At 71.5% G+C, this 20,869-nt stretch carries 14 protein-coding genes; 7 read left to right on the top strand and 7 right to left on the bottom strand.

What is annotated here, in order from left to right; translation table 11 throughout:
- Nucleotides 1–10: 10 nt before the first annotated feature.
- Entirely contained in the window at nt 11–3,055 is a 3,045-nt protein-coding gene (locus A3CQ_RS57210) for an ATP-binding protein (RefSeq protein ID WP_157295591.1), read from the bottom strand.
- A 988-nt stretch (nt 3,056–4,043) separates the two neighbouring features.
- Here A3CQ_RS57210 and A3CQ_RS0109475 point away from each other — a divergent pair.
- The 3 genes from A3CQ_RS0109475 (at nt 4,044) to A3CQ_RS0109465 (ending at nt 7,175) form a co-directional block, all read left to right on the top strand.
- Nucleotides 4,044–4,505: an NUDIX domain-containing protein gene (locus tag A3CQ_RS0109475; RefSeq protein WP_020510692.1), complete on the top strand. Its 462-nt coding sequence runs from the start codon at nt 4,044–4,046 to the stop codon at nt 4,503–4,505.
- 120 nt (nt 4,506–4,625) lie between these two features.
- A complete protein-coding gene (locus A3CQ_RS52155; protein ID WP_020510691.1) occupies nt 4,626–5,558 on the top strand; it encodes an EamA family transporter in 933 nt (310 codons plus the stop codon).
- A gap of 792 nt (nt 5,559–6,350) precedes the next feature.
- The gene (locus A3CQ_RS0109465) at nt 6,351–7,175 is read left to right on the top strand and encodes an alpha/beta fold hydrolase (protein ID WP_020510690.1); all 825 of its coding nucleotides are present in this window, start codon (nt 6,351–6,353) and stop codon (nt 7,173–7,175) included.
- Here A3CQ_RS0109465 and A3CQ_RS0109460 read toward each other — a convergent pair.
- Nucleotides 7,172–8,050, bottom strand: coding sequence for a LysR family transcriptional regulator (locus A3CQ_RS0109460; RefSeq protein WP_020510689.1), 879 nt, complete (start codon nt 8,048–8,050; stop codon nt 7,172–7,174). The two genes, A3CQ_RS0109465 and A3CQ_RS0109460, sit on opposite strands and share 4 nt — an antisense overlap.
- Before the next feature lie 84 nt (nt 8,051–8,134).
- Here A3CQ_RS0109460 and A3CQ_RS0109455 point away from each other — a divergent pair, with 84 nt between their 5' ends.
- Nucleotides 8,135–9,373 (top strand): MFS transporter, encoded by a 1,239-nt coding sequence (locus tag A3CQ_RS0109455; protein WP_020510688.1) that lies wholly within the window; start codon nt 8,135–8,137, stop codon nt 9,371–9,373.
- Here the strand turns inward: A3CQ_RS0109455 and A3CQ_RS0109450 are convergent.
- Both A3CQ_RS0109450 and A3CQ_RS0109445 read right to left on the bottom strand, forming a co-directional pair.
- Complete coding sequence (locus A3CQ_RS0109450) at nt 9,267–10,043, bottom strand: DUF4142 domain-containing protein (protein WP_084698996.1); 777 nt, start codon at nt 10,041–10,043, stop codon at nt 9,267–9,269. The two genes, A3CQ_RS0109455 and A3CQ_RS0109450, sit on opposite strands and share 107 nt — an antisense overlap.
- Before the next feature lie 25 nt (nt 10,044–10,068).
- A complete protein-coding gene (locus A3CQ_RS0109445) occupies nt 10,069–11,625 on the bottom strand; it encodes a class I SAM-dependent methyltransferase (protein WP_020510686.1) in 1,557 nt (518 codons plus the stop codon).
- Nucleotides 11,626–11,634: 9 nt separating this feature from the next.
- Here A3CQ_RS0109445 and A3CQ_RS0109440 point away from each other — a divergent pair, with 9 nt between their 5' ends.
- Nucleotides 11,635–12,375 carry a hypothetical protein gene (locus tag A3CQ_RS0109440; RefSeq protein WP_020510685.1) on the top strand — a complete coding sequence of 247 codons (741 nt, stop codon included), beginning with the start codon at nt 11,635–11,637 and terminating at the stop codon, nt 12,373–12,375.
- On the top strand, nt 12,372–14,150 hold the full coding sequence (locus A3CQ_RS0109435; protein WP_020510684.1) for a hypothetical protein: 1,779 nt from the start codon (nt 12,372–12,374) through the stop codon (nt 14,148–14,150). Before A3CQ_RS0109440 ends, A3CQ_RS0109435 begins: the two co-directional genes overlap by 4 nt.
- Here A3CQ_RS0109435 and A3CQ_RS0109430 read toward each other — a convergent pair.
- From A3CQ_RS0109430 to A3CQ_RS60605, 3 genes are all read right to left on the bottom strand, one after another.
- Nucleotides 14,147–15,139, bottom strand: coding sequence for an LLM class flavin-dependent oxidoreductase (locus tag A3CQ_RS0109430; protein WP_026205491.1), 993 nt, complete (start codon nt 15,137–15,139; stop codon nt 14,147–14,149). The two genes, A3CQ_RS0109435 and A3CQ_RS0109430, sit on opposite strands and share 4 nt — an antisense overlap.
- 33 nt (nt 15,140–15,172) lie before the next feature.
- Complete coding sequence (locus A3CQ_RS52150) at nt 15,173–18,184, bottom strand: S8 family serine peptidase (RefSeq protein WP_169516267.1); 3,012 nt, start codon at nt 18,182–18,184, stop codon at nt 15,173–15,175.
- A gap of 182 nt (nt 18,185–18,366) precedes the next feature.
- Nucleotides 18,367–19,254, bottom strand: coding sequence for a hypothetical protein (locus A3CQ_RS60605; RefSeq protein WP_157295589.1), 888 nt, complete (start codon nt 19,252–19,254; stop codon nt 18,367–18,369).
- An 87-nt stretch (nt 19,255–19,341) separates the two neighbouring features.
- Between A3CQ_RS60605 and A3CQ_RS64210 the strand changes: the two genes are divergently transcribed.
- Complete coding sequence (locus tag A3CQ_RS64210) at nt 19,342–20,544, top strand: chitinase (protein WP_020510678.1); 1,203 nt, start codon at nt 19,342–19,344, stop codon at nt 20,542–20,544.
- The last annotated feature ends 325 nt before the right edge of the window (nt 20,545–20,869 follow it).

Below are 20,869 nucleotides of genomic sequence, written 5' to 3'. Positions count from 1 at the left end.
GACACCGACGCTAGGAACGGCTCCTTCGCACCGGCTTAGCAGCGCTTAGCAACGCCTCAGCACGGGCCAGCCCGATCCGGCAGCCAAGACGGCGGAACAGGTCGTGCGCGGCCTCGGCGCCCGGGCTGCCCAGCGACACCGCGAACAGCCGCGTCCACGCCTCCAGCCGCAGGAAGCCCTGCGGCTCGAACTCCTCGACCGCCCGCGACGCGAAGACCTGCGCGCGGCGCCGGTCGCCGGCGAACAGCTCGACCACCGCGAGGTTGAGCAGCGCGCCGCCGACGCCCGGCCCGTCGTCGACCGCCCGGCCGCGGTCGAGGGCGGTCCGCACGTACCGGCGGCCCTCCGCGACGTCGCCGGCCGCGGCCGCGAGCAGGCCGAGGTTGGCGAGGCTCAGGTTCTCGGCGCGCCGGTCGCCGAGCTGCTCGCGCAGGCGCAGGCCCTCCCGCAGGTGCTTGTCGGCCGCCTCGAACAGGCCGGCGTCCCGCTCGACGCAGCCGAGGTGGTTGAGCGCGTGGGCGAGCCCGGCGGCGTCGTCGATCCGCCCGAACTCCTCGACCGCGCTCTCCACCGTCTCGCGCGCGTCGGTGAGGTCGCCCGCCAGCCGGTGGACGTAGCCGAGGGCCGACAACGCGTACGCGTGGCCCTGCACCGCCCCCACCCGCCGGCCCAGCAGCCACGACTCCTCGAAGACCGGCACCGTCGTCCCGGCGACCGGCGCCAGCGGCACGCACAGCGTCACCGCGGGCAGGAACGGCGCCGCGCTCGGATCGACCAGGCGGAGCGAGTCCAGGCAGCGGGCGAACCACTCCCGGGCCAGCCCCACGTCCTCGCGGAACGACGCGGCCAGCGCCGCCAGCCAGCGCGCGGTGGCCGCGATGCGCGGGTCCTCGTCCTTCAGGCCCCACAGCGCGATCTCGTCGACCGGCGCCACGCCGAGCTGCAGCATCCCCTGCATGAGCCGCGCCCAGGTCAGGTCGGCCGGGGTGCCCGACCGCTCGGCGTCCGCGACCCCCGCCTCGCCCAGCGCGAGCAGCCGCTCCCCCGTCCCCCGGCGTCCCTGCAGCACGGCCAGCGCGAACAGCGCCCGCGCCCGCACCGGCGACGGCTGCGACGCGACCGCCAGGATCCGGTCCAGCCAGTCCGTCCCCTCGACGAAGTGCCCGCGGGCGAGCCAGTACCGCCACAGGCTCACCCCGAGCAGCAGCGCCCGCTCCGGATCGTGGCGCACCGCCCAGGTCAGGGCGGCGCGGAGGTTGTCGTGGTCGATGTCGAGCAGCTGCGGCCGCTCCACCACGATGCCGTGCGTGCCGTCCGGGTCCTGCTCGACGGCCAGCCGCAGGAAGTGCCGGCAGTGCTCGGCCTCGAACTCGTCGGCCTCCCCCGCCGCGACCAGCCGCTCGCGCGCGAGCTGCCGGATCGTCTCCAGCAGGCGGTAGCGGGAGCTGTCGCCGGCCCGCTCGAACTGCACGAGCGACTTGTCGACGATCCGCCCGAGACAGTCGAGGACGTCCAGCTCCCCGCAGACCTGCTCGGCTGCGGCCAGCGAGAAGCTCCCGGCGAACACGGAGAGCCGCCGCAGCAGAATCTGCTCGTCGTCGGAGAGCAGCTCGTGACTCCACTCCAGCGCCGCCCGCAGCGTCGCGTGCCGTGTCACCTCGCCCCGGCGTCCCAGCAGCGACAGCGCCTCGGTGAGCCGCGAAGCGATCTCCGCCGGCTCCAGGTGCGACATCCGGGCCGCCGCCAGCTCCAGCGCGAGCGGAATCCCGTCGAGTCGCCGGCAGATCTCCGCGACCGCGGCCGCGTTGCCGTCGTCGAGCTCGAAGTCGGGCCGCACATCCCGCGCCCGGTCCACGAACAGCCGCACCGACGACAGCTGGGCCAGCCCCTCGGTGTCGAACGGCACCTCCAGCGACGGCACCCGGAACGTGACCTCCCCCGGCACGTGCAGCGGCTCCCGGCTGGTGGCCAGCAGCGTCACCCCCGGGCACCCCCGCCGCACCGCCACCGCGAGCTCCGCGCAGGCCGTCAGCAGGTGCTCACAGTTGTCGAGAATCAGCATCGCGGTGCTGGTGGCCAGCCGTCCGACCAGCGTCCGCACCGGATCGGACCCGGCCGCCGGCTCGAGCCCGAGCGCCGCCGCCACGGTGTCGGCGACCAGCCGCGGATCGGTCACCCGCGCGAGATCGACGAACCAGACCCCGTCCGGATAGGCGAGCACCGACCCGATCAACCGCCGCGCCGCCTCGTCCGCCAGCCGCGTCTTCCCCGCCCCGCCCACGCCGGTCAGCGTCAGCAGTCCACCCCGCACGAGCAGCCGATGCACGTCGGCGATCTCCCGCTCCCGCCCGACAAAGCTGGTCAGCGGCGCCCCGAGGTTGTGCGCCGGCGCGCTCTCGGCCGGCCTCTCCACGGCGAGCAACTCCCGATAGAGCCGCCGGGTCTCCGGATCGGGATCGGTCCCGTAGTCACCGAGCAGGTCATCGCGCAACTGCTCATAACGGGCCAGCGCCTCCGTCCGCCGCCCCTCCGCCGCGAGCTGCCGCATCAGCCCCCGCACGGCCCGCTCATGCCGCGAATCGATGGCCAACGCCCGCTGCAGCAGATCACCCGGCTGCTCGCCCCGCTCCGCGAGATCGACAAGCACCTCACAGAACGTCGCCCGCAACTCCTCCCGTCGCCGCCCCGCCCACTCCTCGAACCGATCCTCGGGCAACAGGTCACCGGCATAGACCGCGAGGGCGCCCGCCAGGTCCCCCTCCCGAGCCAGCCGCTCGAACTCCAGCACATCAACCTCGACGAGCCCGCCCGCGTGCAACACCACAACGTCGTCCCGCAGCTTCAGCCACTCACCCGACGCCCCGTCCCCCGACAGCACCCGCCGAGCAACATGCAAAACCTGATGCAGGTTGTTGGCCGCCGAAGTCACCTCACGCCCCGGCCACAGCAACTCCAGCACTTCATCCCGGTGCATCCGCTGATCAGCCGCCAACGCCAGCAGCTTCACCACCGTGCGAGCCTTACGCAGCCGCCACTCACCGTCGCGGACAGGCACCCCGTCCCGCTCCACAACAAACCCACCAAGCACCCGGATACGCAAAAACCACCCCCGCGACCAGCGTATCCACGCCCCTTCCCCCGTCGCCCCCACCGTCGTCTCCTTGACTCGCGCTTCACCCTCAAAAGCCTCATATCGTACGATTCGACGAAGAGTCCCGTGGCGCCGCGAGCGACCTGAGTGCACGGTCCGGCCTTTGCCGCCCCCGCCGGGCTGAGCTCGGTGGTCACCCACCCCCGAAACATCCGCACCCGCGTTTCGCCGCCGCCCCTCCTGCCGCCGCCAACAACCGCGCGTCCCTGCGTGTCACCGCGCGTCGCTGCCCGCGTGTCACCGTCCGGCCTCACCGCCAGCCCTCGCGTGCCGCTGCCGGTGCCCGCGTGTCACCGTCGGCCTCACCGCCAGCCCTCGCGTGCCGCCGCCCGTGCCCGCGCGTCACCGTCCGGCCTCACCGCCAGCCCTCGCGTGCCGCCGCCCGTGCCCGCGCGTCACCGTCCGCGTGTCACCGCCTCCGCGCGTCACCGCCCCCCGCGCACCTCGCGCACCCCCGCCCTCGCGCACCCCCGCCCTCGCGCACCGCCGCCCCCGCACACCGCCGCCCCCGCACACCGCCGGTCCCTGTGCCCGGGCGATGCGGTGCCGCCGGCATCCGGCCGCGTGCGGACCTTGAAGAGGAACTGTTCGTGGCGCATAGAAACTCCGCTTCGTCGCCGGCGCCCTACTCGAGTTTGCGAGGAAAGTGTTCGTGGCGCACTGAAGCTCGTCACTCTTACGTCGTGGGCGCACCGGCAGTCGGGGGGCTACCTCATCGGACATCGGTCTGATTCATCCAGGTTTGGAGCGCGACCACCGATCTCAGCCCGGCGCGGGCGGCACGGGCGCGACCACGCAACAAGCTCGCTGACGTGCCTCGTGGACTCGTGCCCGAGGCGTACGTTATAAGGCCTTTGATCTTGTGGGTTTGCACGACGAATGCGGGGAAACGATGTCGCTGGAGAACGTCGCTCGTCCCTATGCGGCGGCGGGGGCGCTTTTTGTCGATGAGCGGGAGCGCATTCTGCTCGTCGTGCCCACCTATAAGGACGGCCACGACATTCCGGGCGGGATGGTGGAGGCGGGCGAGACGCCGCGCGAGGCCTGTGAGCGGGAGGTTCGGGAGGAGATTTCGCTCGACGTCAAGGCGGGGCGGCTTCTTGTCGTGGATCGGCTCGTTTATCCGGACGGGATGGAGATGTGGCCGTTCATTTTTGACGGGGGCTTGCTCACCTCCGAGCGGATCGCCGAGATCACCGTCGATGGGGATGAGATATCGGCGGTTCATTTCGAGAGCGAGGACGCGCTCGGGGAGTTCATTCCGCCGGAGTTCGCGGCCCGGCTGCGAAATGCTATGGCGGCCCGCCGCGCCGGGGACACCTTCGATCTGCGGTGGGGGCAACGGATGAGCTGAGGCCGGTCCACAACATTCCCCAGCGGACAGTCACCCGCCCGTTCAACGCCCATCCCCGCCGTGTCGCCTCGGTCACCAGGCGCGACGAATTGGAGGGGCGATGCGGGGAAAGAGACTGGTATGACCATCGGAGCGTTGCTGATCGTCTACGTCGTCTGGGGCTCGACGTACTTAGGACTGAAGGTAGGACTAGAGGGGCTGCCGCCGCTGACGCTCAACGCCGTTCGGTTCCTCGTGGCCGGGGCACTGCTGTTCGCTTACTGCCGCGCTCGCCGCTGGGGGATGCCGAACGGCCGGGAATGGCGGGCCGGCGCGATCCAGGGGCTGCTGCTCCCGGCGGCGGGCACGGGCGGCGCCTGCTGGGCCGAGCAGGCGCTGCCGTCGGGAACCACGGCGCTGTTCCTGGCCACGATCCCGCTGTGGATCGTGATCGGCCGGCGGGTGGTCGACCGCGAGCGAATCACCCTGCCGATCGGGACGGGGCTGGTGGCCGGCATCGCCGGGGTGGCGATCCTCGTGCGGCCCGAAGGCGCGAGCGACGCGCTGGCGATCGCCGTCGCGCTCGGCGGCGCCATGTGCTGGGGTCTCGGCTCGGTCTACGCGCTGCACGCACCGCGCCCGTCGCACGCGCTGCTGGCGAGCGCCGTCGAAATGGTCAGCGCGGGCGCGATCCTCGGTCTGCTGGCCGGCGTCTCCGGCGAACTCGGGCGGATCGACGCGACCGGACGCTCGCTGCTCGCGCTCGGCTACCTGATCGTCTTCGGCAGCGTAGTGGCCTACACGGCATACACCTGGCTGTTGGACCACGTCGCGCCCCGGATCGCCGGCACCTACGCGTTCGTGAACCCGGTCGTAGCCGTCCTGCTCGGCTGGTGGCTGCTCGGCGAACGCCTGGACGCCCGCACGATCGCCGGCACCGCGGTGATCGCGGCAGGCGTCGCCCTGATCGTGCTGGCACCCGGTCGGGCCGAGTCAGTGCGCCCAGCCGAGTCCGCACGCTCGGCCGAGTCAGTGCGCCCATCCGAATCCGCTGAGGCGTCCGGCTCGGGATGACCGCCGGCCCACCCCGGCGGAGGAGCCAATCACAAAAGCCTTATAACGTACGCCTCGGGGACGAGTCCACGAGGCATGTCAGCGAGCTTGGTGCATGGTCGCGCCTGTGCCGCCCGCGCCGGGCTGAGATCGGTGGTTGCGCCGCAAACCCGAATGAATCAGAGGGATGGCCCCCGGGCACGGGAAAGCGCCTCGCCGAGGTCACCCGTGGGCATCCGCAGCCCCAGGCGTGACGTGTTCCCCGCGCGACGCAGCGCCTAGCGCGAGGCCCGGAGACGGCACGCGGAGCCGGCGGCACGCGGGCGGTGACGCGCGGGGCGCGCGGTGGGCGGCGGCGGCACGCGGGGGCGGCGGCGAAAACACGGGTGCGCGTGCCTCGGGGGTGGGTGACCGCCGAGCTCAGCCCGGCGCCGGCGGCAAAGGCGCGACCATTCAATCAGGTCGCTCGCGGCGCCACGGGACTCTTCGTCGGATCGTACGATATGAGGCTTTGAAGGTTAGACCAGCGCCGTCGCGCAAACGTTGTACCGCCTCGTGGCCGTGCTACTCGCGCTCGGACGGTGGGAGGGAACGGCACCCTCTTCAGCAAGTTGCGCGTGGTGGGCTCGGTCACGTTCTGCGCGGCGGGGGATGGGGGGTAGCGTCCATGGAGGGGTGGGGGAAGACCCGACGGGTGAGCTGCCGAAACGGGTTCCGGGCAGAGTGTGAGGAGCGGCGCGAACAGGTTCGCGGGCGGCGGCGGCCGGGCACCTCAGCTGTTGTCAGCAAACCAGCGCAAGGGGGAACACAGCCATGCCGTACATCACCACAGCCGACGGAGTGCAGATCTACTACACCGATCAGGGGCAGGGGCAGCCCGTCGTGTTCAGCCACGGGTGGCCGCTCAGCTCGGACGCCTGGCAGGTCGAGCTCAAGAGGTTCGCGGACGCCGGGTTCCGGGCCATCGCGCACGACCGGCGCGGGCACGGGCGGTCGGAGAAGACGTACTACGGCAACGACATGGACACGTACGCGAAGGACCTGGCCGCGGTGGTCGAAGAGTTGGACCTGCGCGATGTCGTATTGGTAGGACACTCGACCGGCGGCGGCGAGGTGGTGCGCTACGCGGCGCAGTACGGGCAGGACCAGCAGCGGGTGTCCCGGGTGGTCACGGCCGGCGCGGTGCCGCCGCTCATGCTCAAGACCGACGCCAACCCGGACGGGCTGCCGATCGAGGTGTTCGACGGCATCCGGGCGAGCGTGCTCAAGGACCGCTCGCAGTTCTGGAAGGACCTGTCGGAGAGCTTCTTCGGCGCCAACCACGGCCGCGCCGTCTCGCAGGGCGACAAGGACGACTTCTGGCGCCAGGGCATGCTGGTCAACCTGGCCGCGGCGTACGACTGCGTGAAGGCGTTCTCAGAGACCGACTTCACCGAGGACCTCAAGGCGCTGACCGTGCCGATCCTCATCGCGCAGGGCGACGACGACCAGATCGTGCCGATCGGCGACTCCGCATACAAGTCGATCCAGCTGGTCAAGGACGGCACCCTCAAGGTGTACGAGGGCGCGCCGCACGGCATCCAGGGCGACTACCAGGACAAGCTCGACGAGGACATCATCAACTGGATCAAGGGCTAGTCGTAAGGCCCCGCCAGCTCCACGAAGCTTCGGAAGCGCGAAGCGGCCGGGCCGAGCGGGCGGTCGGTGCGCCACGTCAGGCCGACCACCCGCTCGGCCCCGGCCGCCGTCAGCTGTATCCCGATCGTGCCGGAGGCGCCGGCGAACTGTGAGGGCACCAGCGCCACGCCCAGCCCGGCGCCGACCAGGCCCTCGACCGTCGCGAGGTCCCCGATCTCGAAGGCGACGCGCGGCACGACCCCGGCCGCCGCGAACAGGTCGTCGACGAGCACCCGGAAGCCGAACCCCGGCGGGATCGTCACGAAGTCCTCCCCCGCCAGGTCGGCGAGCCGGGCGCGACTCCGGGAAGCCAGCCGGTGCCCGGGCGGGACGATCAGCACCAGCGCCTGTCTTTGCAAGGCCATCCATCCGTACGCCCCGGCCGGCGGCGGCCCGTGGATGAGCGCGAGCTCGCTCACGCCGGAGGCCAGGTCCCGCATCATCTCGTGAGTCGGCTCCTGGCGCAGCTCGATCCGCATGTGCGGCGCCCGCGCCCGCACGTCGTGCAGGATGCGCGGCACCAGCGAGGTGGCCATCGAGTCGAGGAAGGCGAGCCGGACCGTGCCCGACTCGGGATCGAGCAGACCGGCCAGGTCGCGCCGCAGCCGGTCGTACCGGTCGACGATGTCGCGGGCCGCGGCCAGCGTCACCTCGCCGAGGGGGTTGGGATGAGCGCCCCTGGCGTCGCGCTCGAACAGCCGGGCGCCGAGCTCGGCCTCGACCCGCGACAGCAGCCGCGACAGGGTCGGCTGGCTCGTGCCGAGCGCGGCCGCGGCCTCGGTGACGTGGCGATGCTCACCGAGCGCGAGCAAACTCCGGAGATCCTCGATCTGCATCGCCTGCGATCATACACTCGGCGTATCGGAAACATGGTCCGCATGCATTGGACGCATGCCTGACCCGCGCGGATCGTCACCGGGGTGACCGGATATCGCACCGGTGAGCCCGGCTACCGCCGCGTCGTGCTCGCCCTGTTCGCCGCGGGTGTCGCGACGTTCGCCCTGCTCTACAGCACCCAGGCGCTGCTGCCCGAGCTCTCCGCCGCGTTCGGCGTGACGCCCGCGCAGAGCGCCTGGTCGCTGTCGCTGACCACGATCGGCCTCGGGGCGGCTCTGCTGATCACCGGGCCGCTCTCCGAGCGCACCGGCCGCACCCGCCTGATCCACCTCTCGCTCACCCTCTCGGCGGTGGTCGGGCTCGCCTGCGCGGTCGCGCCGGGCTGGCACGCGCTGCTCGGCCTGCGCCTGCTGCAGGGCGTCACGCTCGCCGGGCTGCCGGCGGTCGCCACCGCCTACCTGCGGGAGGAGCTTCACGCGAGCACGCACGCCCGGGCCGCCGGGCTCTACATCGGCGGCACCGCGCTGGGCGGGATGGCCGGTCGGCTGATCACGGGCCCGGTCGCCGAGGCGTTCGGTTGGCGGTGGGCTCTGGCCGCGGTCGCCCTGGTCGGCCTGGCCTGCGCCGGCATCGTGGCCGCCCTCCTGCCCACCTCGCGCAACTTCGTGGCGCGGCCCCAGGCCGCGGTGACTCGCCGCGCGCTCACCGACCCCGCACTTCTCATCCTGTACGGGATCGGAGCGTGCGCGATGGGGGCGTTCGTCGCGGTCCAGAACGCCATCGGGTTCCGGCTGACCGGAGCGCCGTTCGGGCTCGGAGCGGCGGCGGCCGGCGCGATCTTCCTGGTCTACCCGGTCGGCACGGTCAGCTCCGCGCTCTCCGGGCGGCTCGCCGACCGGTACGGCCGCCGCGGGGTGCTGCCGTTCGGCTGCCTGCTCATGGGGGCGGGCCTGCTCATCACCCTCCCCGACCGGCTGCCGTTCGTGATCGCCGGGATGGCCGTGCTGACCGCCGGATTCTTCTGCGTGCACGGCCTCGCCAGCGGCTGGGTGCCGGTGCGCGCCCACCTGGGCGGGGTCCCGGCCGGGCAGGCGGCGTCGCTCTACCTGTTCGCCTACTACGCCGGCTCGTCGATCTTCGGGAGCCTGTCCGGCGCCGCCTGGTCGCTGGGTTCGTGGCCGGCCGTGGTGCTGCTCGGCACGGTGTTCGTCCTGCTCAGCGGCGGGCTGGCGGCAGCGCTTCGGCGGGTGCCCGCTCTGCGCCCGAGCGCCGCCGCCGCGACCGCACCGGCCGCGCTCGTAGCCGCCACGTCAGCGCGGTAGCCACCCCGACGGCGGTCACGAGCACTCCGAGGCGTACGGGCAAACTCGCGGAGAGGAACCCACCACCGTAGCGGGTCTGAGCCACCAGGCCCTGGTTGAAGGGCACCCCGCCGGGAAGGCGGGGGGTGGCCGAGGCCGGCGCCGACGGCATCACCGGCATGTGCAGCAGGCCCGACTTCTCCAGCAGCGGCAGCTGGGCGGCGATCACCGCGTCGGCCCGTTCGGCGAGCGTGCGGACGGCGGTGTTGCGGGTGGTCGCGTGGACGGTCGTCGCGATCGGCAGCAGCGTGCTGTCGACCGTCCAGAGAAAGTCGACGAACTGCGCGTCGAACACCGAGCCGCTGTGCTTCTGCAGCGTCGCCAGCGCGGACTGCTCGTCGGCGGGCAGCGGGCCGGACAGCGCGACCTTCAGCCCGGCCGCGGTCGTGCCGGCCAGCTTGTCGAGCTCGGCGGCCTGAGCGCCGGCCTGGGCGGCGAGGGTCTTGACGGCGGCGCTCGCGCCCATGTCGCGGGCGAGAGCGCTGGCCGGGGTGACCCCGAGAGCGGCCAGGTGCACGCGGCGCACGAAGTCGCGATCGGTCGCGCTCGCGGCGGCGTCCTGCGCGTGCGCGGCCACCGGAGACGCGACGATCAGGACCGATGCCGCGAGGAGAGCGGTACCAACATTCACGAGGCAGGGAGTGTAGGGACGAACCCTATGGTTCCCGGCTGAATTGAGACTCCTCTAAGGAAACTCTGACGGTCCTGGGACGTCGGGCGACCGCGAGCAGGTGGGTGGTCGGCCAGTCGAGGGGGTTGCCGTCGAGGTCGGTGAGGGTGGCGACCGGGGCGATGCGATTGGCGATCAGCCAGTCGTTGCGGATCGGGGTGGAGGCCGGGTCGAGGTCGAACCCGCCCTCGGTGAGCAGGGCGGTCCAGTCGGCGAAGCTCAGGCCGCAGAACTGCTCCCTCGTCTCGGAGAGCCAGTTGTCGACGTAGTCCTTGCGGGTCAGGTAGTCCATCGCGTTGCCCAGCGAGAGGCGCACCGTGTTTTTCGAGACGCTCTGATGAGCGAACGGGAACGCAAAGTCGGCCGCGAACTGGTCGAGCCGCGCCCTCGTCGACAGGCTTCCGACGTACGCGTTGACCTCGGCCGGCTCTTTGTCCGCGAGATCTCTCCGGGGCTCGGCCGGATTGTCGCCGTCGTCGCCGGTGAGGCTCAGCAGGACCATGCGCTCGCGGTCGTCGGGGCCGCAGACGTCGCTGTTGATCCAGACGCCGCCGGGGACGGTGTGATCGTGGATGCGCCGGGCGAACTTGAGCACGTCGGCGCGCCCGTCGCCGTACGACCAGATCTCGTGGGTCAGCGCGAAGGTCAGCGTGGTGTCGACCGATCTCTCCTTGAAGATCGCGCCGAGCAGCACGTTGCGCCGGTAGAAGTAGACGTTGGCGTTGCGGAAGACGCCCTGGTCCTTCTTGTGCAGGCACTCCTGGTAGAGGTGGCGCGCCGCCTCGACGCCGATCAGGTCGCTCTCGTGCAGGCCCGGTTCCCGGTCGGCCAGCTCCAGCAGCGAGCCGGCGCCGCAGCCGATGTCGACGATCCGGCCCGGCTCGACGTACCGCCGGACCGCGGCCCACTTACGCTCGGCGGCTTCCGCGAACGCCTCCACGTACGTGCGGTAGTCGCGGGTGGTGGTGAGGCCGCCCTCGTCGCCGATCAGCGGATCGTTGACGACCGCACGCACCGACTCGACCAGGCCGTACCGCTCGAACACGTCGATCGTGGCCGGGTGGGCAAGCTCGCGCCACGTCTCGTCGCCCGCGGCCAGCCGCAGGAGTACGTCCCAGGGCCGCTCGGGCGGCGGCTCGTACGCGGCCTCGACCTCGTCCACGGCGAAGCCCAGCCGCTCGTAGAGTTTCGCGACCTGCGGGGTCGAGCAGGCGAGCAGCGTGTCGGCCGGGGTGAGGTCGAGGCCGGTGGCGACCGCGATCGTCTTGAGGGTGACCTCGGCGAAGGCGTCCGTCGGCGCGGTGTCGAAGACCGGCACGACCAGCGAGCGCAGGCCGGTCGTCGCGCTGAGCCGCTCGATCGCGGCCTCCCGGCGGTGGTACGGGACCGGGTTGCGCCGGGTGTTCTCGTGGTTGGCCGAGGTGACCGCCCACACGATCGTGGCGTTCCCGGCAATCCGGCGCAGGTGTTCGGCCTGGAAGCGGGTCAGCAGGTGGTGGCGTCCCGGAAAGAGTACGTAGCGTAACTCCGCTGTGGACGGCATAGTGGGCGCGTGCGGCGACGTCTCAGACAAATAAAACAGGACCTCCAGCGCGGGCGTTACATCGACCTTTACGCGACCACCGCGGTCGCGCTGGTCTTTGCCATCCTGCTGCTCGTGGGCGCCGACCTGCCCCAGAGCCTACGGTGGTCGCTGCTCTTCGCCGGCCTGGGGTTCCTGCTGTTGCGGGCCGCGTTCGCCTACCACCGTGAGGACCGCTTCCTCGACCGCAGCGACTACGACCGCAACCCGGTCACCGAGGACCTGCGCAACGCCAAGGACGTCTGGATCTTCGCCCCGGTCGGATCGAACTTCCTCAACGAGGAGCGCTGCGGCGTCCTGCGCAGCGGCCCGCTGTCGAAGGCCACCGGCAACGTCCGCATCGTGGTCCTCAAGCAGTTCGAGCCCGGCGACGCCATCTCCGAGCAGCTGGACGCCCTGCTCGACTACCCCGTCCAGGCCGCCGCCGACTCGCTCCGCGAGACGAGAAACCGCCTCAAGGCCATGGAAAACTGGCAGGTCAACGGCACCTACGCCTGGCACGACCTGGCCGTCAACCCCGGCTTCAGCATCGTCGCGGTCAACCCACACAGCGCCGGCGGGTACGCGAACGTCGAGTTCCACGGCTTCCGCAACGACGCCATCCGCTCCCGCATGCACATCCACCTGACGAAGGAGGATGGCGCCTGGTACTTCTACTGGCTGGACCAGTTCGAGGAAATCTGGCGCGCCGCCTCCGAACCACCGGTGTGACCGCCGCGGCCTCCGCGGTCTTCACCGGGGCGGGAATCAGCGGTGACGAACCGGCGGCACTGCCACGCGGCTTCGCTCTCCGCGACGCTGTGCTGCAGACCATGCACTCGGCGGCGCGGGACGCGCTGGGGCCCTTGGTCACGGACGACCAGCTCGATCGGCTGCGCGGCGAGGCGTACAAGCTCGAGGTGGTTCTCGGCCGCCTCTGGGGGACGATCGGGCCGGACGCCCTGGATTGTGTCTTCGCCCTGCGGATCGAGGTGCCCAACGAAGCCCACCTCCTGTCGGCCCTGCACCTGCTGCGCGGGGGCACCCACGTGACGGTCAACTTCGATATCGGTGTCGAGCTCGCGTACGACCTGATCCGCGGAACCGTGGACGTGCCGGCCGGCGCACCGAAGGCGTATCACGACGCCTTGCCGGCTTGGCGAGCGCTCTGCCCGGCCGGCGCGCCGGAGCTGCGCACGGTGTCCAGCCAGGAGGAGTTCACGGTCTGGCTCCGCGAGGGCCGTCCGGCCGCCCTGCTCAAGGTCCACGGCGGGCTCGACCGCGAGCAGGCGACTCTTGCCGACGTAGTCGTGGTCGACATCGAGGAGCTCGGCCAGCTGACCGCCGAGCGTGCCGCCGCCGTCGAAGGGCTGGGAGCCGCGACCGAGCTGCTGATCACCGGATACTCGGACGGCGACCCCGACGTCTACCGGCCGCTGCTGGCGGCGGCCGCCCGGACCACGGCGACGTGGTGCTGTCCGGCCCTGATTCCCGACGAGGTCCGCGACCACGACATCGCCGTGGTGGAGGGCGTCGCCGTTCCGGCGCTGCGCCAGCTCCTGGGTTCGCCCGGTCCGCCGCCCTGGCCGTCGGCCGCTCTCGGCGGCGACGGTTTCCGGGAACGCTTCGCCGCATGGGAGAAGCGCCTGCGTTCGCGGCATTCGCCCGCACACCTCGCCGAGTCGTGGGCGTGGCTGCTGGCCGACCTCGGTGACCTCGACACCGCCATCGCGATGACGGAGAAGCTCCCGGATGCACGGCTTCGGCTCGCGGAGCTGCTCTACAGCCGTGCCCGCGGCGACGACCGGGATCGGGCCGCCCGCATCTTCCGCGCGGTGGGGAACGCGGCGGACGATGCCTCGACCCGGCTGCATTGCTTGCTGCGGCTGGGTGATCTGGCACGTGGACGTGCTGTCCGGCGCAACGGCACCGGCCGCGTCGTGCGTGATCTCTCCGAGGCGTACACCCGTTCGCTCCAGGTGTTGATCGCCACCCGCGGCGGGCGTCGTCAGCCGGAGGAAGGCGGAGACGCCTACCGGCTTCTGCAGCAGACCTCCCTCCGGATCCTCGAGCAGCTCGCCTCGGTCTCACCGCGCGCCCTCTGGCCGGCGATCGTGCCGCTCTGTCGCGCGGCCGCCGGGGCGGGTGGCAGGGCCGAGCGACTGGTTCGCAACGGGAATCGGCGCGCCCTCGTCCGGCAACATCGAGCACTGCTGCGGGCCCTGGCCGCGCTGCTCGGTGGCCGTCCGGCGCCCGCGGCCGTCCGCGCGGACATGCGGGCGTTGCGAGCGACCTACCGCGCCGCGGACGATCTGCCGGGCGCGGCCAACTGTTCGGTCACGCCGGCGGTGCTGGCCTCCGCCGACGGCGACCGGCAGTCGGCGAGCGACCTGATCGCCGAGGCGCTCGCCGAATACGCGGCCGGCCGTCCGGACGGTCGTCCGCTGCCGTCCGGGGAGGCTCTGGTGAACGTCGTGACCCGGCTCGTGGGTCGAGCCGGCCGCTAGCCGTCCGCCATCGTCTTGCCGGTGAGCTCGATCGAGTGAATGCGGTCGGCCGGGTCGAGGGCCTGGTGGGTGGTGATGAGCTCGTCGGCCCGGCAGCCGGCGGCGAAGGCGGTCAGGTAGTCGCGCACCTCGTCCGGGGTGCCGGCCGCGGTGTAGCGGGTCATCGAGGCCAGCTGGGAGCCGTTCGGGGAGGCCAGGAACTCGTCGATCTCGGCGTCGGTGAAGTTGCCGCCCAGCGGGCCGCGGGTCAGGAAGGCGCGGGTGCGGGAGCGGTAGGCGACCTTCATCTGCTCGGCGGCACGGTCGTGGTCGTCGGCCGCAAAAACATTCACACCCGCTATCACGTACGGCTGGGAAAGCTGCCCGGATGGCCGGAAGGTTTCGCGGTAGATCTCCGTCGCCTGATGCAGGGCGTCGGGCGCGAAGTGCGAGGCGAAGGCGTAGGGCAGGCCGAGCCGGGCGGCGAGCTGGGCGCCGAACAGCGAGGAGCCGAGGATGTAGAGCGGGACGTCCTCGTCGGCGCGCGGGACCGCCTGCACGCCCGGCACCCGGGTGTGCCCGGTCAGGTAGCCCTGCAGCTCGAGCACGTCGTCGGGGAAGGTGTCGGCGGACGCGGGGTTGCGGCGTAGCGCGAGCATCGTGTTCTGGTCGCTGCCGGGCGCGCGGCCGAGGCCGAGGTCGATGCGGCCGGGGTGCAGCGCCGCGAGCGTGCCGAACTGCTCGGCGATCACCAGCGGCGAGTGGTTGGGCAGCATGACGCCGCCGGCGCCGAGCCGGATCGAGTCGGTCCGGTCGGCGATGTGGCCGATGAGCACGCTGGTCGCCGAGGAGGCGATCGTCGGCATGTTGTGGTGCTCGGCGTACCAGACGCGGTGGAATCCGGCGCGTTCGGCCGCGCGGGCCAGCTCGACCGAGGCCGCGAAGCTGTCCCGCGCGGACTGGCCGCGCCGCATGGGCGCTAGATCGAGCAGGGAGAGAGCTACAGGCATGATCCGAACCGTAGCTCTCTCCCCATCAAAGGGTCAGTGTGAGCTGACCGATATGAGCTGCGCCTCGTCGCGGCTCGCGTTGCCGTGGCTGACGACCATCCAACCCTTGGCCGGGGTCTTCGCGAACTCGGCCTTGTCGAGCGACACCTTCTCGGAGACCGCCTTGTTGGGGGCCACCTCGCCGGCGAAGCCGGTGGTGAGGGACGGGGTGAAGGCGTTGAAGGACGCCGTGCCCGCGATCTCGTCGTTGTTGCCGTCGATGACGCCGAAGCTGGCCGCGTGGTAGGTCAGCCGCGGGTTGTCCGCCGACAGGCAGGGCGACCCCTCGGCGCACAGCTGGGAGGTCAGCACCGGCAGCACGAGCGTGCTGCTGTCGTACGGCGCGTCGGCGAAGAACTCCAGCGTGCCGTCGCCGGTGCGCAGGTCGAACACCGCCGTGACCAGCTGACCGGTGAGGTCGCCGGTGGTGAGCAGGCCGTAGTCGACGCCCACGACGTCGTAGTCGTCCGTGCCGTCCCCGTTGACGTCGACGTAGATGTCGAACTCATTGCGGGCGGCATTGGACAAACGGTTGTGCGTGCTGACCGCGAACGCGATCGCGCCGTCGGCCGGGAGGCTCTGCACGCCGACGGCCCGCAGGTCGGCCGCGCCGGTTGCCGCGTCCCGGCCGTCGGACAGGCCCCACGCGTACCAGTCGGCCAGGCCGGGGACGATGCCGTGCCGGTTGGTGACCGTCGCGGTGGCCGAGCCCTTCCAGCGCAGCGCGTTCGTGTCCACGTACGCGTCGATGTTCGAAACCGACTGCGGCACGAGGTAGTACGGAACGCGCAGAGCGACGCCGGAACGAGAGACCGGCGTGAACGTCACCAGGCCGGAGACGTCCTGGAACTGTGCGGAGTCGCCGGCCGTCGCCGCCGGCACCGACAGGGTGACCGCCACCTGAGCCTCGCCGCGGCCGGGCACCGTCACCCGCGTACGGGAAAGTTTGGCCTTGTGCGGGCTGCCGGCGGTCTGACCAACGGAAATGCTGAAGGTCTGACTCGTACGCGCGAAGTTCTTGACCTTGATGACCTTGGTCTTGGTGTAGTCGCGGTCGAGCTCGGCGAAGCCGTAGTTGAGCGTCGCCGTCCCGCCGTCGCCGAGAGCGATGACCTGGGTGTCGACCGCGCCCGGCGCCTGGATGAGGCCGGAGCCGTCGAGCCGCGTGCTGTAACCGGCGACCCCGCCCGGGTTGGCGGTGTTGACGATCGCGGCCTTCCAGTACGAGACCTTCCGCCAGTCCCGGTGTGCCTGCTTGACCAGCGCGGCCTCACCGGCGGTGTGCGGCGCGGCCATCGACGTGCCGGACTCCACCACCGCGCCGGTGCCGGAGCCCACGCCGACCGAGGAGATGCTCACGCCGGGCGCGGTGACGTCCGGCTTGAGCCAGCTGTCCCCGACCCGCGCGCCGCCGGAGGAGAAGCTGGCGGTGGCGGTGTAGCTCGGGTTGGTGAGCGGTGCGTTGGTCAGCGTGATGGTCTGGCCATTTGCCGCGACCAGCGCCGCGGCCGAGGTGTTCGGCACGCCGAGGAACGGGATGGTGACGTTCGCCGGCTCGCCGGTGTCCGGGTTGCTGGTGATCGCGCCCTCGAACGGCGGGTAGGTGCCGTCGGAGTTGACCTGGATGACCGCGGCGGCGCCGGCCGCCTGGCCGTAGATCGCCTTGGCCACCCGGGCACAGGTGCCACGGGCCACGACGGCGATCGCGCCCTGCACGCCGGCCGCGGTGAAGTCGGCGGTGCTGCAGCCGAGCGAGATGCCGCCGGCGCCGTTGCCGACCACCTTGAGCGGCAGCGAGGTGCCGTCGGCGAAGGTGGCGCCGTTGGCGTTGACCGCGTCGACGCCGATCGAGAGGTGGGCGCCCGGGAAGGACGGGGTCGGGTCGTTGGCGGCGACGCTGATCGTGCTGGTCGCCGTGGAGGGGCTGCCGACGATGTACGGGGCGGCGCCGGAGTTGCCGGCCGAGGCGACCACGATGACACCGTCCTTGGCGGCGTTGTCCGCGGCGACCGACTCGGGCGCGTCGGCGGTGCCGAACGGCGAGCCCAGCGACATGTTGATGACGTCCATGTCGTTGGCGACGGCCCACTCGATGGCGTCCACCGTCATGTCGGTCGAGCCCTCGCAGCCGAAGACGCGCACCGCGTACAGGTCGGCCTTCGGCGCGACGCCCGGGCCGACGAGCCAGGAGTTGCCGCTGACCGTGGTCTTACCGTACGAGCCGGTGTAGGTCTTACCGTTGGCCAGCACGCCGTAGCCGGCGATCGTGCCGCCGACGTGCGAGCCGTGACCGTTGCAGTCCAGCGGGTTCGAGTCGGGGTGCGGCACCGGCTGGTAGTCCGCGCTGTTCGGGTCGGAGTTGTAGCTGTCGCCGACCAGGTCGATGCCGCCCTTGACCTTGGGCGCCTTCGGCCCGAACAGGGACTTGTCGGCCGGGGCGGTCTCGGCGGCGTGCGCGGTCTCGTAGGCGGCGGTGGTGCCCGGCCCGCCGAAGTCGGCGTGCGTGTAGTCGATGCCGGTGTCGATGACGGCGACCTTGATGCCCTCACCGCGGTACTTGTCCGGCGTGTTCCACACGGTCGGGGCGCCGATCATCGGCACGCCCTTGGTGTTGTCCGGTTTGACGGTCTGCAGCGCGTGCACGCTGACCACGCCCGGGGCCGCGGCGAGCGCGTCCAGCTGGCCGGCGTTGACCCGCACCTTGATGCCGTTGTACGCGTGCTGGTACGTGCCGAGCACGGTGCCGCCGAGCTGGCGCGCCCTCTGCTCGACCGGCGCCTGCTCCTGCCGCAGCTTGTCGCGCCGCTGGTTCTTCTGCGTGGCCGTGAGCGGCTGCGCGGCCGCCGCGTCGGCCGCGGCGACCGGCTGGTCGGCGAGCTGCACCATCACGGTCACCGGCTTGTTCCGCATGCCCAGCGGCACCTGCGTGATCTTCGAACCGGCCGGCACCGGCGCGAAGTCCTGCCGCGCGCTCGGGGCGGCCACCGCTCCGGATGAGGCGCTCACCACGCCCATCGCACCAAGAAGGACACCGATCCCGGCAATCGCCGTGAACCGTCTGTTGAACCTTTCTCCGCCCACTCGGGCTGCCTCCCCTCAGGAAAGACCGGCCCGCAGCGAGACATCGCCGGGGGCCGATCTTGGCATGGGAGTCTGCACCGATTTTGTGTCCAGCACCATCCCTCAGATCAACTGAGCTGACCATCGATCACGCTGACGTTCAGATATCCATCGCCGCCCAACACCTCGACCTTCAGCGTGATGCGGCACGAGTGCACATTGCGGAGGGGCACGTCGATGCCTTCGGTGTACGTCCGGTCGGTGCCGGCGCGGAAACTCCGGGTCCAGGAGTGGTCGTTCACGGTGACCGTGAGCACGGCCGTGGCGCCGGTGTCGGCGAACGCGTAGCCCTGGACAGCGAGCACGAGACTGGCGTCGCCGGAGACCGGAATCGTGGTCGTCCGGCTGCGGCTGAGCCAGCCGACGTCGGTGCCGGACTCGAGCGAGCTCTGCGTCATGGTGAACGCCTGCCCGTCGGCGGAGAGGGCATACTCGGCACCGGCCGGCACCGTGGCCGGCCCGAGCCTCGGCGCTTGGGGCGGTGCCGCAACCGGAACCGTCGTGACGACGGCCTTCGACGGCCCCGTGCCGGCTTTCGTGCCGGCTTTCGTGCTGGCTTTGGTGCTGGCTTTCGTGCTGGCTTTCGTGCTGGCTTTGGTGCTGGCTTTCGTGCTGGCTTTCGTGCTGGCTTTCGTGCTCGCTTTCTGATGCGTGCGCGCCGGGCCGGCGCTTGCCTTTCGGCCGCTCGTCCCGGGCGCCGGTTCCCGGGCGGTCGGCGGCGAGGGCTCGACGATGCTGGGCGCCGCTCCGGGCTCGTCCGCATGCGCGTTGGGCCCGCTCCCCATCAGCAGGGTGATGACGATGCCCACGACGATGGCAATGAGGGCGATGACGGCGGCGGTGAGCGAGTGACGGGTTCGCATGGCAGTTCCTTTCGATGACACTCCCTCAAGGGCCGCGTCGAGCCCGGTGGATACATCCGCCGCCCGATCGATCGACGGGGATCTCTCACCCATGACATTTGTCATGGGTGCCGGGGCGAGAAGATTATGAAACTTTGTTAAAGGTTTTCCTCCGGTCTCCCCCATCCCCCTGGAGGTCTCATGAAGAGGCTGCTCATCGCCGGGGCCGGCGCGCTCGCGCTCGCCGCCGCCGGTGTCGCCGTGGCCACTCAGGCCGACGCCGCGACCCTCACCAGCAACTGGTACGCGTCCGCCCCGTACCTGATGCCGTTCGACAACAGCCCGCCCGACCCCGTCGAGGTCATGAACGCGACCGGGCAGAAGGCGTTCCAGCTGGCGTTCATCCTGGCGCCGAACGGCGGCGGGTGCAGCCCGACCTGGGACGGCACCCGGGCGGTCTCCGGCGACACCGACGCGGCCGCGATGATCAGCCGGATCCGGGCCAACGGCGGCGACGTCAGCGTCTCGATCGGCGGGTACGGCGGCACGAAGCTCGGCCAGACCTGCGGCTCCCCGGAGGCGACCGCGGCCGAGTACCAGCAGGTCGTCACGAAGTACGGGCTCAAGGCGATCGACTTCGACCTGGAGGAGCCCGAGTACGAGAACACCGCGGCCGTGCACAACGAGGTCGGCGCCGCCCGGATCCTCCAGCGGAACAACCCCGGCCTGTACGTGTCGATCACGACGGCGGGCACGGCGGCCGGCACCGGCTGGTTCGGCACGCAGATGCTGCTGGAGGCGAAGTCGCAGGGCTTCACGCCCGCCAACTACTCGATCATGCCGTTCGACGGCGGCTTCAACGGCGCGAGCTCGCAGGTGGCCGCGCTCGAGCAGTTCCACACGCTCCTGATGAACACCTTCGGCTGGGACAGCGCCACCGCGTACGCGCACGAGGGCGTCTCGCAGATGAACGGCCGCAGCGACGCCGGCGAGTACTTCCGGCAGGCCGACTTCCAGACCACGCTCGACTACGCGACCAGTCACAAACTGGCGCGCTACACGTATTGGTCAGTCAATCGCGACCGCCAATGTTCAGACCCCAACCAAAGCACCACATCCGGTACGTGCAGCAGCGTGCCCCAAACCCCCTGGGAGTTCACGAAGTTCACGGCCCGCTTCGCCGGCGCGACCCCGCCCACCACAACCCCGACCACCACGCCCACGACGCCCCCCACGAGCGGCGCCTGCACGGTGCCCGCGTGGAGCGCGACAGCCGTGTACACCGGGGGCAACCAGGTAAGTCAAAACGGGCACAAATACACCGCGAAGTGGTGGACGCAAAACGAGTCCCCAGCCACCCACAGCGGCCAATGGGACGTCTGGGCCGACAACGGCCCCTGCTGACCACGCGAACGGAGGGCGCGGCGCAGCCCGCGCCCTCCGTTCGCGCCTCCGCCCGCGCACCGCGCCCTGCACCCAGCACCCCGCGCCCCGGCCGCGCCCCCGCACTCCCCGGCCGCGCCCCCGCGCCCTGCAGCCGGCTCCCCCACTCTCCGCCGCGCACGCCGTGCCCCGCGCCCACCTGCCGCTGGCCCCACGCCCCTGCCGCGCACCCCGCCCCCCGCACCCTGCCGCGCCCTGCACCCGCGCACCCCCCGCCGCGCGCCCTGCACCCACCCGCCGCGCGCGCCGCACCCCCGCGCGCGCCGCACCCCCGCCGCGCCGCACC

Origin of the sequence: Paractinoplanes globisporus DSM 43857 (assembly GCF_000379645.1) — a bacterium.
GTDB lineage: Bacteria > Actinomycetota > Actinomycetes > Mycobacteriales > Micromonosporaceae > Actinoplanes > Actinoplanes globisporus.
Note: the sequence above shows the minus strand (reverse complement) of the source record. Positions and strands in the feature narration are given on the sequence as shown.

What these genes read in the sequence shown, in the direction of transcription:
- A3CQ_RS0109475 (WP_020510692.1), top strand. Translation starts at nt 4,044, where the DNA reads ATGTCGCTGGAGAACGTCGCTCGTCCCTATGCGGCGGCGGGGGCGCTT.
- A3CQ_RS52155 (WP_020510691.1), top strand. Translation starts at nt 4,626, where the DNA reads ATGACCATCGGAGCGTTGCTGATCGTCTACGTCGTCTGGGGCTCGACG.
- A3CQ_RS0109465 (WP_020510690.1), top strand. Translation starts at nt 6,351, where the DNA reads ATGCCGTACATCACCACAGCCGACGGAGTGCAGATCTACTACACCGAT.
- A3CQ_RS0109460 (WP_020510689.1), bottom strand. Translation starts at nt 8,050, where the DNA reads ATGCAGATCGAGGATCTCCGGAGTTTGCTCGCGCTCGGTGAGCATCGC.
- A3CQ_RS0109445 (WP_020510686.1), bottom strand. Translation starts at nt 11,625, where the DNA reads ATGCCGTCCACAGCGGAGTTACGCTACGTACTCTTTCCGGGACGCCAC.
- A3CQ_RS0109430 (WP_026205491.1), bottom strand. Translation starts at nt 15,139, where the DNA reads ATGCCTGTAGCTCTCTCCCTGCTCGATCTAGCGCCCATGCGGCGCGGC.
- A3CQ_RS60605 (WP_157295589.1), bottom strand. Translation starts at nt 19,254, where the DNA reads ATGGGTGAGAGATCCCCGTCGATCGATCGGGCGGCGGATGTATCCACC.
- A3CQ_RS64210 (WP_020510678.1), top strand. Translation starts at nt 19,342, where the DNA reads ATGAAGAGGCTGCTCATCGCCGGGGCCGGCGCGCTCGCGCTCGCCGCC.